The following is a 17,883-nucleotide window of genomic DNA, read 5'->3' as shown; positions in this document are numbered from 1 at the left end:
ACCTTGCATGTCTGACGCACTCTGGGCCGCTCGGCTAGGCGACGCGCTGAACCACACCTCGATGATGGCCGATATCCTCGGCGGCGTCCTGGAAGTGGCCGCGAACATTGCGATCACCGCGGTGGCGACGGCTGCCGTGGTCGCGGCCACGGGCATTACCGTTGCCACTGGCGGCTTGGGTTGCTTCCTGCTCGGCGCGGTGGTGGGCGCCGTGGTCGGCCTCGCCATGAGCAAGACCGGGGCCGACAAGGGGCTAAGCGACTTATGCGAGGGCATCGGCAACGCCCTCTTCCCGCCCACGGTGCAGGCCAACATCCTCACCGGCTCCACCAACACCTTGACCAACAACATCCCTGCCGCCCGCGCCGCCGGGGCGATCGAGTCCCATGTCGCGCCGGCCGGCACCGAACTTGAAGCACCCGAAGCCGAACCCAGCTACCTGGACATGGCCGAGAATTTCTTCTCGCAGATGTGGCGTCCCACCGTCGCCGTACCCGCCCCCGGTGCCGTGCCCAAGCCGCTGGACATGATCACCTGCATGAAACACCCGCCGATGCCGCCGCAGTTCCTGGCCGAAGGCTCGGACAAAGTCACCATCAACGGTCAGCCCGCCGTGCGCAGCGGCGACCGCAGCACCTGCGATGCGACCGTGGTATCAGCCGGGCTGATTTCACCTGACGTGACCATCGGTGGCGGTTCGGTGGTGGTGCGCGAGATCCGCAGCGGCAAGACCCCGGGCGTCGGGCTGGCGGTCACGGCGCTGCTGATGCTCAAGGGCGGCAAGGGTAAATTCCTCAGTAACCTGCCCTGCATGTTGATCGGCGGTGCGGCGTCGATGGCGGTCAGTAGCGCGATGGGCGCCGCGGCCAACGCCGCGATGGGCTCGTCGAACCCCGTACACGCCGCCACCGGGGCCAAAGTGTTGGGCGATGTCGAGGAGATGGACTTCGTCCTGCCCGGCATCTTGCCGATCGACTGGCAACGCTTCTACAACAGCCGCGACGAACGCCGCGACGGATTGTTTGGTGCCGGTTGGAGCGTGCCCTACGAGGTGCGCGTCGAAATCCTGCCCCATCCAGACGGCGGCGAAACCCTGGTCTATAGCGACGAACAGGGCCGCCGCATCGACATGGGCTCGATCCCCCTGGGCGGTGCCGTGTTCAGTGCCGGTGAAGGCCTCAGCGTGCGCCGGCATGCCAACGGCGAGTTGCTGATAGAGAGCGCGGACGGGCTGTACCGCTTGTTCGAACCCACGCCAGCCAATGCAGCGTTGCTGCGCCTGAACCAACTGGGTGACCGCAACGACAACCGTATCCACCTGGAATACGACGATAACGGACGCCTGGCGCAACTGCGTGACACCTTCGACCTGACCCGCATCGCACTGGCGTATGACGAGCGCTGGCCACAACGGGTCAGCCGGATCGACCGCCTCTATGCCGATCAACGCCGGGAAGTGCTGATGCACTATGGCTACGACGGCCAGGGCGATCTGGCGCAGGTCCGTCAGTCCAACGACCAGGTAAAACGTCGCTACGCCTACGACGCCGGGCGGCGAATGGTGGAACACCAACTGCCTACCGGGCTTCGCTGTTTCTATGAATGGGCGTTGGTTGAAAACCTGGAATGGCGCGTGGTTCGCCACTGGACCGACGCGGGCGACGCCTACACCTTCGACTACGACCTGGCCGCCGGGACCACGCGCATCACCGACGGTTTGCAGCGCATCAGCACCCGTCGCTGGGATACCCGATATCAGATTACCGAAAACACCGACGCGCTGGGTCGCACCTGGACCTTCCAGTGGAACGACGAAAGCCAGTTGCTGGGGGCGACCGATCCCAACGGCGGACAACATCAGTTCAGCTATGACGAAGCGGGCAACCTCTGCGAAACCCGCGACCCGCTGGGGCGCAGCGAGTCAACCCTGTGGCTCGAACACTGGGCCCTGCCCCTGGCTGAAACCGATGCCGCGGGAAATACCTGGCAGTACCGCTATGACGCGCGGGGCAACCGTATTCGCGAAACCGACCCGCTGGGCCACGTCACCCGCTATCGCCACGACGCCCACGGCCAAGTGGTGGAGGTCATCGACGCCACCGGCAAAAGCAAGCGCATGCGCTGGACGGCGCTTGGGCAACTCAGCGAACACACCGACTGTTCCGGTTACACCACACGGTTGAGCTATTGCGAGCGAGGGCTGTTGCTCAGCAGCACCGACGCACTGGGAGAGCGGACGCTTTTCAGCTACGACGACCAGGGTCGACTGCTGAGCAAGCAACTGCCGGACGGGCGCACCGAGCACTATCAGCGTGACGCAAGCGGACAGTTGATCAGCTATAGCGATCCGGCCGGGCATACGACAACTTTCCAACACACCCTAAGCGGTCAACTGCGGGTGCGCACCGACGCCCACGGTCGCCGGGTGGAGCTGAGCTACGACAACTACGGGCGCCTGCTGGCCCTGACCAACGAAAACGGTGAGCGCTACCGGTTTGCCTGGGACGCCGCCGACCGCTTGACCGCCCAACACAGCCTGGACGGCAGCCTCAAGCGCTACGCCTACGACCCGCTGGACAACGTCACCCGCGTGGAAGCGCTCGCGGTGCCTGGCAGCACCGACCTGGACCTCGCCCCCCAAGCCCCCATCATTCATGAGCTGGAGCGCGATGCGATGGGGCGACTGGTGGCGAAAGTCACCGCAGACGGGCGCACCGAGTACCGCTATGACGCGCTCGACCAGGTCAACGCGATCACCTTCACCAGCCAGACCGGTGAAGTACAAAGCCTGGGCTTGCATTACGACGCCCTGGGGCAATTGATTACCGAGCAAGGCTGGGCGGGGAACCTCGAGCATCGCTATGACGAACTGGGCAACCTGAACCAGACGCTGCTTCCCGACGGTCGTTGGCTGAACCGCCTGCACTACGGCAGCGGTCACCTGCACCAGATCAACCTCGACGGCCAGGTCATCAGCGATTTCGAGCGCGACCGCCTGCACCGCGAAGTGCTGCGCACCCAAGGGCGCCAGAGTACGCGCAGCGAATACGACCGCAGTGGCCGCCTGCGGGCCCGCCAGCGGCGGCAACAGGGTCAATCCACGCTGCTGCAGCCTGTGGCGCAATCGCTGTTTGGCTATGACGCCAGCGATCAACGGGTGGAGCGCTTCGACAGCCAGCCCGAAGCGTCCCATCGCCAGTTACTGCACTATGACGCCACCGGCCGCATTCTTGCCAGCCAGGACAACCTTCAAGGCCAGCGTGAAAGCTTCGCCTATGACCCGGCCGCCAACCTGCTGGACGGCCTGGGCACAGGCCAGGTCGCGCATAACCGCTTGTTGACCTACCAGGACAAGCGCTACCGCTATGACGGTTTCGGTCGCATGGTGGAAAAACGCAGCGCCCGACGTGGCGTCCAGCGTTTTCGCTACGATGATGAACAACGCCTGGTGGAAGTGCGCAACGATAACGGCTCGGTCGTAAAAATGACCTATGACCCGTTGGGTCGACGCATCGAAAAAGCCGAATACGACCGCAACGCCACGCTGCTCAGCCGCACCCGTTTCACCTGGGATGCGCTGCAACTTTTGCAGGAACACCGCGACAGCCAGACCAGCCTCTACATCTACGCCGACGACAGCCACGACCCCCTGGCGAGGGTCGACGGCCTGGGCGATCAGCAGAAGGTCCGCTACTACCACAACGACTTCAACGGCCTGCCCGAACAGCTCTCGGAAGCCGACGGCCACACACTCTGGCGAGCCCGTTACCAAGTGTGGGGCAACACCGCCGAAGAGCTGCGCGAACCGTACTACATCGAAGAGCAGAACCTGCGCTTCCAGGGCCAATACCTGGACCGCGAAACCGGGTTGCACTACAACACCCTGCGTTTCTACGACCCGGACATCGGCCGCTTCACCACACCGGACCCGATCGGCCTAGCCGGTGGGCTGAACCTCTACCAGTATGCGCCGAACCCGGTGAGTTGGATCGACCCCTTCGGGCTGATGAAATGCTCGACGCCGCCCAAGGGTCGCAAGGTCAACCGAACGGTGTATCGCTTTGAAGAGCCGGGGCGGATCAGCACGACTTGGACGGCGCACAAGTGGAACGTCGCCTCCAGGCACCGTTACACCGCCCCCGGCCTGGGCGGTGTCTATGGCGCCAACTCACGCAAGACAGCCATGGGCGAAGTCAATCACTGGGGCGTGGACCTGTCCACACGGGTGCTGGTCAGCAAGAAAGTGCAGCTCAACAACGTCCTGGACCTGACCCGGGCCGATGTGCGCAAACAATTGGGGGTCTCCCTCAAGAGCATTACCGGCGACAAATACACCCAGACCCATCAAATCGGCGCCTGGGCCAAGGCTAATGGTTATGATGGGATCCTGGCGCCGTCGGCGCGAAACCCGACCGGCAGCAACTTGATTTCGTTTGCAGGTTTTTAAAATGGGACTGGAAGACGAATACGTCGGCGATGCCGATTGGCAGCATTTCGTGCGGTTGTACGAAGAGGACTACCTCGACGACAACGCCCGCGTGCTGGCCAAGGCCATGGATGACAACCTCGACATGGCCGTGGTGCTCTATGGCAAAAGGGGGCTCAAGGAAGGCTTATGGTGGCTGGAACAGACCGTGCCCGCCCTGGGTAACAAACGCCCGGCCGATTGCCTCAAGACCCCGAAACTGATCAAGCGCCTGAGAATGGCCCTGATGAGCATGCCCTAACCCACAAGGACAGATGCAATGGAAGGCATCCAACTGCTTGAACACACGCTCCCCAACCACCCTACCCGCCTGAGCAACGTGCATGTCTGACGCGCTCTGGGCCGCCCGCCTGGGCGATGCACTCAACCACACCTCGATGATGGCCGACATCCTGGGCGGTGTATTGGAGGTGGCGGCCAACATTGCGATCACCGCCCTGGCGACCGCCGCCGTGGTCGCGGCCACGGGCATCACCGTGGTCACCGGCGGCCTGGGCTGCTTCGTCCTGGGCCTGGTGGTGGGCACCATCGTCGGCCTGGCCATGAGCAAGACCGGGGCCGACAAAGGCCTGAGCAATTTATGCGAGGGCATCGGCAACGCCCTCTTTCCGCCCACGGTGCAGGCCAACATCCTCACCGGCTCCAAGGACACCTTCACCAACAACATCCCCTCGGCCCGGGCCGCCGGCGCGGTGGTTTCCCATGTGGCGCCGGCCGGCACCGAACTGGAAATGCCCGAGCCGGAAGAAGAACCCAGTTACCTGGACATGGCCGGGAGTTTCTTCTCGCAAATGTGGCGCCCCACTGTCGCCTCGCCCGCCCCCGGTACGGAGACCCGCCCGGAAGACCTGGTGATCTGCACCAAGCACCCACCCATGCCTCCGCAGTTCATGGCCGAAGGTTCGGAGAAGGTCACCATCAACGGCCAGCCCGCCGTGCGCAGCGGCGACCGCAGCACCTGCGATGCGACGGTGGTGTCGGCCGGGCTGATTTCCCCTGACGTGACCATTGGCGGCGGCTCGGTGGTGGTGCGCGAGATTCGCAGCGGCAAGACCCCGGGCGTGGGCCTGGCGGTCACCGCACTGCTGATGCTCAAGGGCGGCAAGGGCAAGTTCTTCAGCAAACTGCCGTGCATGCTGGTGGGCGGCGCGGTGTCCATGGCCGCCAGCAGCGCAGCGAACGCGGCCGCCAACGCGGCCATGGGTTCGTCGAACCCGGTGCATGCCGCCACCGGGGCCAAGGTGCTGGGCGCTGACGAGGACCTGGATTTCGTCTTGCCCGGCATCCTGCCGATTGACTGGCAGCGCATCTACAACAGCCGCGACGAACGCCGCGACAGTTTGTTCGGCGCCGGCTGGAGCGTCGCCTACGAAGTGCAGGTGGAAATCCAGCCCCACCCCGAGGGCGGCGAAACCCTGGTCTACACCGACGAACAGGGCCGGCCCATCGACATGGGCTCCATCCCGCTGGGCGGCGCGGTGTTCAGCGCCGGCGAAGGCCTGGCCGTGCGCCGCCACGTGAACGGGCAATTGCTGATCGAAAGCGAAGACGGCCTGTACCGTTTGTTCGAACCTTCACCCGCCAACCCCTCACACCTGCGCCTGAACCAACTGGGCGACCGCAACGACAACCGCATCCACCTCGACTACGACGACGCCGGACGCCTGGTGCGGCTGCGCGACACCTTCGACTTGGTGCACGTCGAGCTGATCCGCGCAGGCGAACGCGTCACCCACATCGAGCGCCTCTACCCCGACCAAACGCGGGAGGTGCTGGTCAGCTACGCCTACGACGCGGCCAACACCCTCGCCGAAGTGCGCGACGCCAGCGGCCAGGTACAACGGCGCTTCCGCTACGACGCCGGGCAACGGATGGTCGAGCACCAGTTGCCCACCGGCCTGCACTGCTTCTACGAATGGGCCCTGATCGACGACCAGGAATGGCGCGTGGTCCGGCACTGGACCGACGAAGGCGACGCCTACCAGTTCGACTATGACCTTGAGGCCGGCACCACCCGCATCAGCGACAGCCTGCAACGCGTCAGCACCCGGCAGTGGAACAGCCAGCACCAGATCACCCACTACACCGACAACCTCGGCCAGACCTGGCTGTTCGAATGGAACGACGAACGCCAGTTGCTCAGCGCCACCGATCCACAAGGCGGCCAGTACTCATTCAGCTACGACGAAGCCGGCAACCTGCTCAGCGAAACCGACCCGTTGGGCCGCAGCGAATCCACCCTCTGGCTCGAACACTGGGCCTTGCCACTGGTGGACACCAACCCCGCCGGCCACAGCTGGAAATACCGCTACGATCAACGCGGCAACTGCACCGCGGAAATCGACCCGCTGGGCCACGTCACCCGCTACCGCCACGACGCCCACGGCCAGGTCGTGGAAATCATCGACGCCACCGGCAAAAGCAAAAAACTGCGCTGGAACCCGTTCGGCCAATTGGTGGAACACGTCGATTGCTCGGGTTACCCGACACGCTTCAGCTACGACGCCCGCGGTTATTTGCAGACCATCACCGACGCCCTCGGCGAGCGCACCCAATTCAGCTACGACGCCCAGGGGCGTTTGCTCGGCAGCCAGTTGCCGGACGGCCGCACCGAACGTTACCAACGCGACACCGCCGGCCAGCTCACCGGCTACACCGACCCGGCCGGGCACACCACGCTCTACCAACACAACCGCCGCGGCCAGGTCCGCCAACGCACCGACGCCCAGGGCCGGCAGGTGCAGTTTGTCTACGACAGCTTCGGCCGGCTGCAAGCGCTGACCAACGAGAATGGCGAAAGCTACCGGTTTGCCTGGGATGCAGGGGATCGGTTGGCCGAACAACAGGACCTGGACGGCAGCGCCAAACGCTACGACTACGACCGCCTCGACAACGTCGCGGCGGTGACGGCGATTCCCGCGCCTTACGGCACGGGCCTGGCGATTATTCCCGAAACACCGCCGGCGACCATCGTCCATCGCCTGGAACGCGACGCCGCGGGCCGACTGATCGCCAAAGTCACCGACGATGGCCGCACTGAATACAGTTACGACCCGCTGGACCAACTCACCGCCGTCACCTTCACCGACCTGCAGGGCAACGCCCAGACCCTGAGCTTCGCCTACGACGCCCTCGGCCAGTTGCTCGCCGAAAACAGCGCCGCCGGCAGCCTGCAACACCGCTATGACGAACTCGGCAACCGGATCCAGAGTCAACTGCCCGACGGCCGTTGGGTCAACCGCCTGTACTACGGCAGCGGCCACCTGCACCAGATCAACCTCGACGGCCAGGTCATCAGCGACTTCGAACGCGACCGCCTGCACCGCGAAGTGCTGCGCACCCAAGGCCAGATCAGCACCCGCAGCGAATACGACCGCAGCGGCCGCCTGCGCACGCGTCAACGCCGCCACAGCAGCCAACCCTCGCTGCTGCCGGCGGCGGTGCAACAACACTTCGAGTACGACCCCGCCAACAACCTGATCGGCAAACTCGACCAGCAACCCACCACGCAACAGCGCCAGCTACTGCACTACGACGCCACAGGCCGCATCATCGCCAGCCAGGACAGCCTGCACGGCCAACGCGAGACCTTCACCTACGACGCCGCCGCCAACCTGCTGGACGGCCCGGCCCCCGGCGCCGGGCTGGTGGTGCACAACAAACTGCTGACCTACCAGGACAAGCGCTACCGCTACGACGCCTTCGGCCGGATGATCGAAAAACGCAGCGCCAAACTCGGCGTGCAACACTTCACCTATGACGCCGAAAGCCGCTTGATCGAGGTGCGCAACGACGACGGCAGCGTGGTCAACATGGCCTACGACCCGCTGGGCCGGCGCATCGAAAAAACCGAACACGACAACCACGGTTACCCGCTGGGCGAAACCCGTTTCACCTGGGACGGCCTGCGCCTGTTGCAGGAACACCGCCACCAGCAAACCAGCCTCTACCTCTACGAAGACGACGGCTACGAACCCCTGGCCCGCGTCGATGGAAGCGGCCCGCTGCAAAAGATCCGCTACTACCACAACGACCTCAACGGCCTGCCGGAACAACTCACCGAAGCCGACGGGCACAACGTTTGGCAGGCCACGTATCGGGTTTGGGGCAACACGCTGGAAGAGGTGCGCGAGCCGTATTACATCGAAGAGCAGAATTTGCGGTTCCAGGGGCAGTACCTGGACCGGGAAACCGGGCTGCATTTCAATACGTTCAGGTTTTATGATCCGGATGTCGGGCGGTTTACTACGCCGGATCCGATTGGGTTGGCGGGGGGAATTAATTTCTATGCTTATGCGCCGAATCCCGCAGGGTATGCCGACCCACTAGGACTGAGCTGTACCTCGGCCAAAGGCTTTGCCAGAAAAAATACGATAACCCAGCGATGGACTGGAAAACTAACCGGGAAAAAACCTGCTGACGTCGACGGCTACCTGACATCGCGAGGATGGACCAAAACCTATCCACAAGCCGGCAGACCGGATGCGATTCAGCACGTCCAGTATGTGCGCAGTACAAAATCCGGGGCCACCTACAAGCTTGACTACCATCCAGGCGGCAGCCCTACCCAACCCAACATTCATGGCAATGATTACTGGAAGGTCTATAAAGTCAATAAATCCGGTGAAGATGTTGTATTCGGTAGGATTGGACATGGTGACTTTAAAAATTATGACCTTATAAAAGACTCACCCGTCTACGTAAACGGCACGCTAATGAACGGTGGAATTTAAATGATTGATTTTGCAGCCGACATAAAATCCAAGCATTCAATTGCGAACATCTTATTGCAAGACAATATCTCGACCTACATGAATGAGCTCTATGAGCATCATAAAGTCGAGATAAAGAGCTACACGCTACCTGACGGCGAAACAAGAACAGCGTACGTAATCGATAGTACGCTCACTCTCTCGACCCTTCCTGACGGAACAATTTTTTCAATCGGCTGCAACGCGCGATACACAGGGCTTTATCAAAACACACTTTCTACAGGGATGCGTTTTGACCAAATAAAAAAGCTGACTGAACGCCAGCGTATATTTAATGGCGTCATAATCCTCAACGAGGATTTCGGCTTCTGCTACGTCTTGCCAACACCTTATGACGAGATAGCTGACAGCATCGAAAACATACCGTCGACGCTAACGCTGGATGAAATTTACATATCCGATTTTTCTTCCTGGCTTCATAAACCGCAATAACATAAACCATCAAACTATCCCTCTGACATACACCTGGAAAGAAGCACAACCTACATACCGCAACAAGCACAAGGCCAAATACAGCAACGAATATCTACCTCGCAATACGAGACGGCAGGCTTAAAGCAATGGATGTACTCGATCTGCTCTCATACAAGCTTGAAAACTTCCTGAACGTCCGGCCGTATCCGAAGGCGTTGGGTGCTGTTTTTTACGAAGAAGACGAGCCTGCGCTGCTGACCGCTGTCGCCAGAAAACGCAATGGCGCGCCCTTCAGCGTTAGCCGCTGGCATGATTTGTTTTCCGTCAGCGCTTTCGAAAAAGCCATGTTGAAGAACGGCTTCACGGAACCCGACTGCTACGCCCTGCTGCTGGTCCTGTCACGTTTTGGCTACCTGCTTGAAATCGACAACCGTCAACGAACCAACAAGCAGTACTTTATTTTCTTCTACCTGATCCAACTGATCAGCTTGAAGAACAGCGCCCTGGATGCGGACGCGCACCTGAGGAACTACATGCTCAGGTTCCTGCTTTTCGAATTGAGCATTGATGACGAGGCTTATCGCCGGTTCAGCATCGAAGGTAATCAACTGATGATGGCGACCGACGGGCTGGGGCCCGTGGCTTTTCTGGATGTGATTGATCGGGTCTACAAAACGATCAAGGCCGACAGCAGGAAAGAGCATGAACTGCTCAGGACGTTGAAAACCTTTCAAACAAGCACCGTCAGATTACTCACCGAGCCCGACGAGACTCATTACCGCTTCGCGATCAATGATCGCCACAGCGAGCTTATGTACCCCGATGTATTTCTGCTCACGTACGCTCAGGACCCGAAAAAAATATTTGATGCGTTGATCGATGCGGTCAATCCGCTTCAGTCAACGGCAAACCTGTTCGTCTCCAATATGGTTGTGATGAATTACGCCTTTCACATCCTGAAAGACAAACCTCGCGACGTTCTAAAACTGAAAAAACACGTCCGTGATGAAGCGTTGTTCGGCCAATTGCTGGAAGTGATCATCCGGCGTCGGATGGGGGTCGACAAAGCGCTGTTCGAAAAAATTCCCACGGGGCAGGATCTTGCCTTGATCAACGATGAGCACACCTCGTTCTACAACATCTTGTACAGCCACGCAGGCTAAGCACAAATCCCCGTGGCGAGGGAGCTTGCTCCCGCTGGGTGGCGAAGCCGCCCCCGCTTGCCGAAAAAAAAAGCGCTTTGGCTTGGTCTCCCAACATTCTTTTGCTCGGCTCAGTCGCGGACATCGACTCCATGAGCTATACCAGAGTGCCATCATCGCCAAGCAAAGGGAGCCATGCGCCATGAAGGGGACCTTATTAGCTTTCATCATTATGTCTATCGCCGGCTGCGCCAACCTGAACAGCATCTACCGAACTTTTGATGTTTCTCGTGGGGAAAGCTCCCTGAGCGATATTCGACAGAGAGCCATACTGGTAGCCCCCAATGAGAACGTAACCAGAAAATACGACACCACCGGAAAGCTCGTTTCGGAGGAGCACAAAAAGAACGGGGTGTTTGTCTGTGCAGAACCCAGCCCCGATGCAATGGCCTCCCTTGCTTATGAGTTGGCGGCAAAAGGGGGGTATCCAGGTAAGGCAAGCGGTGAATTGGCTTTCGCCATGCAGGATGGAGCCGCATTCACAGGCATACGCACACAAAGCATCCAGTTGCTCCGTGATTTCGGCTATCGCTTGTGTGAGAGCTACATGTCTGGCGCGATAAGCGCCGCTCAATATGACCTTCTCATGAGGCGCTTCCAAAAAAATACAGTGGCCCTTTTGGCGATTGAGCAACTGACAGGAACGGTGAAGGCCCCTCCAATAGCCCTCACGACCAGTGGGCGGGCCGAAGCGACAAAATCACTTTCCGAACAAAGAGCAGAGAGAGAAAAGGTCAGCGATAGAATTTCTGCCCTGGAAACAGAGAAGACGGCCGTAGACAAAAAAATCAGTGACGCAAAAAAAGCGGACGCCAAGGCTGATACGTCGGAAATGGATCAAACCGCATCGGACCTGGCGGAAAAAATCAAAAACCTGAAAGACGATAGAACCGTTATCGACAGCGCAATAGCCGATACAAAAGGCGTCATTGCAGACGGGGAAATAAAGGTAAAAATAGAAACCACTGGCATGGGTAGCCAACGATCAGACGCCCACATACAACAAATAGCAAAAACAGTCGAAGGGATTGTGAATAACGTTGTGCTTGCCGATGATGAACAGCAATTGTGCATGTCGGCTCTTTTATTGCCAGACCCGAATGAGGGCCAGAAAAAATTCTCGGATTGGTGCGTCAAAATATTGGAAACCCAGGCTGAAGCCCGGGATGCCTCGCTGAAAAACGCAAAACTCCAGATGGAACAAGAACAAGCAATTTTGCGAAGCGGAGCCAGTCCAAAAGAAAAAGAAAAGGCAAGTAATAAACTTGCCGATCTCCAAGATACATTTGATGGTGCTGGGAAGGGCATAAGGCAATACAACGTAACCAGACCTTCCGTTGATAAATAATGCAATTAAAGAACGCCGCGTATCCATCGTTATTTACCGGCGTAGACGAAGAAACTATGAAGCGTCGGGACAGCACTGTCTCGACGCTTCTTTATTGATCGCGCTTAGCTGTTCCAGAAAAGTTAATTCATTGCTGGCAAACTGAGTACTGGATAACGCCGACCCACGATAGCCGCAACACCACCAACCCTGTGGCGAGGGAGCTTGCTCCCGCTGGGCGGCGAAGCCGCCCCAAAACAGGCTGACGCATTTCTCCGGAAAAACCGCATCAGCCGGTTTACGTCGGCTGCGCCACCCAGCGGGAGCGATCTCTGGCCACGGATCGCGTACACCCTCAGATCGAGAAGGGCCGGACTTAGGTGTGTAATGTACTGCCGTCATCGCGAGCAAGCTCGCTCCCACAGGGGATTTGCGTGAACGCAATGCCTATGAACAACTCGGAAAAAACTGTGGGAGCGAGCTTGCTCGCGATGACGGCGGCACCTTCAACATCACCGGGTCAGACAAGCTCACTCCCACAGGGGAATGTCACCACCAAGACGAAACATCACCCAAGGCATCACGCAACTGAGCCGCACCAATACGCCGCTGCCCCGGATCAAGCGCCAACGCCATTCGCAGCGCCGGCCAGCAACGCCTGGGCAGGTGGCGCGGTGCCTTGAGCCCGCGCTCCAACCGGGCATCGCGAGCCTGGGTGGCGGGTAACCGTCGGAACGGGTGTTGGCCGCTCGCCAGTTCATACAGCACGCAAGCCACACCATAGACATCGGCACCCGCTGACAGGCGTGCACCTTCAAGCAATTCAGGTGCCGCGTAACCTGGCGTCCAAGCGTTGAGGCGCTCACGGTTCAGGTTCGGCAGGTGCTGCGAGGGGCCTTCCTCGGCCAGGCCCAAGCCGAAATCGAACAGACGCAGGCCTTCCTCGCTCAACATGACGTTGCTCGGCTTCATGTCTCCGTGCAGCACGCCACGGCTGTGGGCGTACGCCAAAGCATCGAGCAGCGGCACGGCGATCGCCTTCAGTTCAGGCCAAGGCAGCCCCAGGGGCCGTTCGCAAAGCAGTTGGTCCAGGGTCAAGCCGCGCATCAGCTCCATGGTGATGAACGCTCGCCGTTGGCCGGCATCCACCTCGAAGGTGTACGGACGCAAAATATTCGGGTGGTGCAATCGCCGCGTCAGGGCGAACTCGCTGTAGAGCAGCGCACTCCCATCGGCTGACTCATCGAATGCCTCACTGAGCATCTTCAGCGCAAGGTACGGATCGGGATCGGCGTATTGTTCGTGCAACAGGTCCCGCGCACGGTAAACCACGCCCATGCCGCCGGCCCCAAGCAAGCGTTCGAGGCGATAGCGCCCTGCGAGTATGTCCGGTACTTCGCTGGCGCTACTCGGGTTGGATTTCACAACGGGTGCCGCGTTGGCGAAGGCGAAATACGTGGGATGACCAGCCTCTTCATTCACGGTCGGATCACTACGGCCGTCAGGTTATCCCGCGCCGGGCCACGCAAGACGTCATCGAAAAGCTGCTCCAACACCCTAGGTGGCGATGCCAGGCCCAAGGCATTGCCAAGGGCTTGCGCACCAAGGCCTTGGTACAGACCGTCACTGCACAGCAAAAATGTGTCGCCCGGGTGAACATCCAGCTCCAGCACCTCCAACGTCAGTTCTGCTGCGGCGCCCACCGCGCGCGTCAATGCCTTGGCCGCAGGATGGGCACCGGCTTCATCGCGGCTGATGTGTTGCGTGTCGATCAGTTGCTGTTGCAGTGAGTGATCCTTGGTCAATTGGTACAACCGACGACCGCGCCACAGGTAACAACGGCTGTCGCCCGCCCAGATGCAGACCCCACGGTTCCCTTCCAGCAACAGCGCCACCACCGTGCTGCCGGTAATGCCGGGATGATCTTCGGTGACGGTAAGCTCCTGGCTCAACCGGCGGTTGGTCCAGCGCAGGCATTGGCGCACCGCTTTCGAACGCTCATCCAAGTCCTGGTACAAGGGCAGTGTCGTCAGGTTGGCAACGATCAACTGGCTGGCGATGTCGCCGCCCGAATGGCCGCCCATGCCATCGGCGACCGCCCACACTCCCTGTCGCGGGCAGTCGAGAAAGGCATCCTCGTTACGTGCCCGGGTCTTGCCAGGGTCCGTGCGCGCGGCGCTGCGCCAGGGGCCGGGCTCCTGTTTCAAAGCTGCACCGGCAGGCGAAATGTGCGCAGCACGCTCATGTCGAAAGGGTTCGGCGTGCGCTGGCTCGTCAGTAAGTAATTGGCGCGCAGGCCACCCAGGTCCGCCTTCAATACACGGACATCGCGCCCGGTCAGGTATTCGCTCTGCATCAGGTCGAACAAACGAAACAGCGACCACGGCCCGGTATTCTTCTCAATGCCGACGCCACGACCGATCATTTTATCCAGCACCAGGGCGGTCCGACCGTTCTGCGCGTCGGTTGGCCAGGTAAATGCCACCGGCAGGATCGGACCGTGGCGGTACTCAAGCGTCTGGTCGCCAAAGCGGAATTCAGCACGGCTCACCGCCGGATCCAGGGTGTACGGTTCAAGCTTGAACTGCACTTGCGGCTCGGTCGGGTTTTCGGCGAAAAAGCTCCGGCGGATGGTATGCGCTGTCGCCATCTGATCAAGATAGACCCGAGACATCGGCAAGCTCTGGCCGTCGATACTACGCAAGCGATAGTGTCCCGCAGGGCCACTGACGAAGGGCTGCATGTAATGTTCGAAGAATCGATCGACGATGCCCTGCTCCTTGAAAAACTCCCGGAAGTCGTTGAGCGCGACGTCGCTGGCACTGTGGGCGCTGAACGGATACCGCTTGTTGATCGCCTTGCCGTAAAAACTGTACAGCTCGCTTTGATAACGCTGGTTCAGGTAGCGGTACGAGTCGTTGAGCACCAAGCGCCAGCTATCCTCGGCCAGCACGTTGAACCATGCCTTGACCGGACGCGGAAGCCGAGCAGAGGCGTCGCGCAGGCTGCTCAGCGCATCGCGCTGCCCGCCCATGCGGTGCCTGGCCAGTTCGAACGCCGCTTGTTCCGGTGCACTGGCCCGAGCCAGGTTCGCCAGTTGCAATTGCACCTCATCAAGGGCCCGCAAGGCCTGGAGCAGATCAGCCGTGGGGCCGCCATCCCTATCCAGAAGACGATGCAGCGGTTCGAAACGCCGTCGCAGGGATTTTTGCGCGGTGTCCGGCAGATGCTCGGTCAGAGACGCAGCGGTTTTCCCAGCTACGGCGACGAGCTTTGTCACGGCTTGTCCACCCTTCCCGACCGCTGGCGCCAGATCGTCGAGCTGCTCGGCACCCCCCTGGAGTCGAGTGTTCTCGCGCACTTGTACCAGCAGCCGCAGAATCGGCGAATGTGCCGAGGTCAGGCCCGCGAGTTGCTCGGCGCCCTCACCCGGATGGCTGATGGTTTGCAGGCCGACCTGACCGACGGCTTCGCTCCAGTGGTCGGCATAATCACGAAAATACAGCTGTTCCAGTTCGACCATCAGGCGCCGCATGTCCATGCCGCTGAGGCCATCGCCTTCACCCAATACCCAGTTGTCCCGCAGCAATTCGGTGACCAGGGCCACGCCCTGGACCGAAAAGTAGCGTTCGTAACCCTGGCGGGTGTAGAAACCGGGGATCATACGGTCGGTGCCAACCAGCAGCGCACCTTGTGAACCCAGGTGTTGGCTGAGTCGGTAGAGCGGCAGATGATTGGCCTGTTCGTGCAGCATCCTGTACACCACGGCGGCCAAGGACTCACGGCGAAGCGCCTCCCGAGCCTGGGCCACCAGCGGCTCGTTGAGCTCATGGATGAAGGGCAGCTCCAACAGGCGCGCGAAGTGGGCATTCAAGCGCTCTTGTCGCGCCGTGTTGCCGGGGTAACGAAGCGATTCGTCGTTGGCCACCCGATCCTTGAGCCAGGCGATATCGCGACGCTCTTTGAGGCCCAGCATCAAGTACGCACGCAGGCTGTTGAGCAGTTGCTCGCGGTCAGCCCGGCTGTTGCGGACATGTTCTTCCAGCCTCTGCGCAATCTTCGGTAGCAGTTGCGCCTGAAGCTCACGCTCGTAAGCGTCGATCACCGCAGCCTTGATCGCTTCCCCCTGATACAAGCCGACACGCTCATGCAACGGCACCGCACTGTAGGGTGGGAAAACCCGAGTGGCCTCCAAACGCGTATCCAGTGATTCAAGCAGCGCGCTCCAGTCATCAGCGTTCATCTGGGTCGATTGCTGCTGGTCCCAGCGTTGCGCCAGCGTACGCAAGCTGTCCAGGCGCTCGTGGTTGGTTGAAAAACCCTTCGCCCACAACAACCCGCACAGACCAACGACTGCCAGCGCTCCAAGGTATAGGGCCCGCTGCCTCCAATGGATACGGCGGCGTTCGCGTTGAACGAGGTCGCTCAAATCAGCTTCCGGAAAGATCACCCGGCTGAGCAAGTGATGAATGAACCGCGAGCGCCGGCCAGGTGCGGTATGGCTGACTCCCAACCCCGCGTAGCCAGGTTCGGCGGTCGGGGTTGCCGTGCGGTCCGGCGACGATGCGCAGGTCAAATAGAAACCACGCAACGTTCCGACGTTACCGCCGAACACCTGTTCGACCAGCAGGCACAGGCTGGTGCCGAGCTGGCCAAGGTGATGAGGGAAATCAAGCATACGGCTACGGCGTAGCGTGTCGCGCTCCTGATGCATGCGCATGATCATTTGGCTATTGAGCCGCTGCAGCAGCGCCTCGAACTCGGCACGTAACACGGTGATGTCACTGCCGCGTGGGTCCCGGCTGAAACTCGCCCCCAGCACCTGGTCGTTTTCCTCACGCGTCAGCGAATCAAAGAACTCATCGAAACCGGGCACGCTGTCCGCTTTGCTCAAGACCAGGTAAATCGGGACATCGATGTGCAGTCGCTGTTGCAGCTCCTGCAGGCGACCACGAATCTGACGGGCCAGCGTGGTCACTTCGTCCTCACTGCCCCGCAACAGCAACTCGGCCGGCACCGTCACCAGTACACCGCCCAACGGACGACTGCGGCGACGCTTGCGCAACAGTTCGAGCAATACGGCCCAGCCACGGCCGTCGACCTCACTGTCCGCCTGAGTCAGGTAGCGCCCGGCGGTATCGACCAGCACGGCGTACTCGGCAAAATACCAATCGCAATACCGAGTGCCAGATGCGTCGCTGACAGGGCTGCGATCTAGCCTGTTGAGAGGAAACTCCAGGCCCGAGCACTCCAGCAGACGGGTCTTGCCGCTGGCAGGCGGGCCTATCAGCAGGTACCAGGGCAAATCGCTGCGACCGGCATAAAGGTTCGAGGACCTTGACCTGGTCAAGGCTTGCTTGAAGCGCGAGCGCACTTCGCGCCGCTCATCGTCGATCCTGGCTTGGTGCAGGGCGCGAGTCTGATCGGGGACGTTTTGTTGGGCGTTGGTGTTGGAAGCGGCACGCTCATTGACGAAAACCATGCCCAGGCCCCAGCCCAGCGCCAGCACGCTGGCGGTCAGCAATCGCGCCGTCGGACTCGCCCAGAACTTGTACTCATTGACGGCCACGAATGGCCCGGCGAACCACACCAACAGCGTGACACCTAGCACCAGCAGCAGCGTCCAAACCCAGGTCTGGCGCACCCAGGCGCCGGCTTTCCTGAAAAGCAATTTCATGACAC

Annotated in this window: 9 protein-coding genes; 6 read left to right on the top strand and 3 right to left on the bottom strand. The window is 60.6% G+C overall.

Going from position 1 to position 17,883, the window contains the following annotated elements:
* Window positions 1-7 precede the first annotated feature (7 nt).
* The 6 genes from AO356_RS12245 (at window position 8) to AO356_RS12220 (ending at window position 12,222) form a co-directional block, all read left to right on the top strand.
* Window positions 8-4,447, top strand: coding sequence for an RHS repeat-associated core domain-containing protein (locus AO356_RS12245; RefSeq protein WP_060740011.1), 4,440 nt, complete (start codon window positions 8-10; stop codon window positions 4,445-4,447).
* A 1-nt stretch (window position 4,448) separates the two neighbouring features.
* Window positions 4,449-4,727, top strand: a complete 279-nt coding sequence (locus AO356_RS12240) for a hypothetical protein (RefSeq protein ID WP_060740010.1) — start codon at window positions 4,449-4,451, stop codon at window positions 4,725-4,727.
* 82 nt (window positions 4,728-4,809) lie between these two features.
* Window positions 4,810-9,219, top strand: a complete 4,410-nt coding sequence (locus AO356_RS12235) for an RHS repeat-associated core domain-containing protein (protein ID WP_237140812.1) — start codon at window positions 4,810-4,812, stop codon at window positions 9,217-9,219.
* Window positions 9,220-9,690 carry a hypothetical protein gene (locus tag AO356_RS12230; RefSeq protein WP_060740009.1) on the top strand — a complete coding sequence of 157 codons (471 nt, stop codon included), beginning with the start codon at window positions 9,220-9,222 and terminating at the stop codon, window positions 9,688-9,690.
* A 128-nt stretch (window positions 9,691-9,818) separates the two neighbouring features.
* On the top strand, window positions 9,819-10,835 hold the full coding sequence (locus AO356_RS12225) for a hypothetical protein (protein ID WP_060740008.1): 1,017 nt from the start codon (window positions 9,819-9,821) through the stop codon (window positions 10,833-10,835).
* Between the two features lie 181 nt (window positions 10,836-11,016).
* Entirely contained in the window at window positions 11,017-12,222 is a 1,206-nt protein-coding gene (locus tag AO356_RS12220) for a hypothetical protein (protein ID WP_060740007.1), read from the top strand.
* Between the two features lie 528 nt (window positions 12,223-12,750).
* On the opposite strand, the gene AO356_RS12215 is transcribed toward AO356_RS12220, so the two are convergent.
* Genes AO356_RS12215 through tssM form a run of 3 tightly spaced genes read right to left on the bottom strand, consistent with a single transcriptional unit; the run spans window position 12,751 to window position 17,878 of the window.
* Window positions 12,751-13,683: a serine/threonine-protein kinase gene (locus tag AO356_RS12215; protein WP_060740006.1), complete on the bottom strand. Its 933-nt coding sequence runs from the start codon at window positions 13,681-13,683 to the stop codon at window positions 12,751-12,753.
* Entirely contained in the window at window positions 13,680-14,408 is a 729-nt protein-coding gene (locus tag AO356_RS12210) for a PP2C family protein-serine/threonine phosphatase (RefSeq protein ID WP_060740005.1), read from the bottom strand. The genes AO356_RS12215 and AO356_RS12210 overlap by 4 nt, the downstream gene beginning before the upstream one ends.
* The gene (gene tssM / locus AO356_RS12205; protein WP_060740004.1) at window positions 14,405-17,878 is read right to left on the bottom strand and encodes a type VI secretion system membrane subunit TssM; all 3,474 of its coding nucleotides are present in this window, start codon (window positions 17,876-17,878) and stop codon (window positions 14,405-14,407) included. The genes AO356_RS12210 and tssM overlap by 4 nt, the downstream gene beginning before the upstream one ends.
* Between the last annotated feature and the right edge of the window lie 5 nt (window positions 17,879-17,883).

It is taken from the genome of Pseudomonas fluorescens (assembly GCF_001307275.1).
In the GTDB taxonomy this organism is placed as follows: Bacteria; Pseudomonadota; Gammaproteobacteria; order Pseudomonadales; family Pseudomonadaceae; genus Aquipseudomonas; species Aquipseudomonas fluorescens_AA.
The sequence above is the reverse complement of the archived record's forward strand: the minus strand, read 5'-3'. Positions and strand labels throughout refer to the sequence as shown.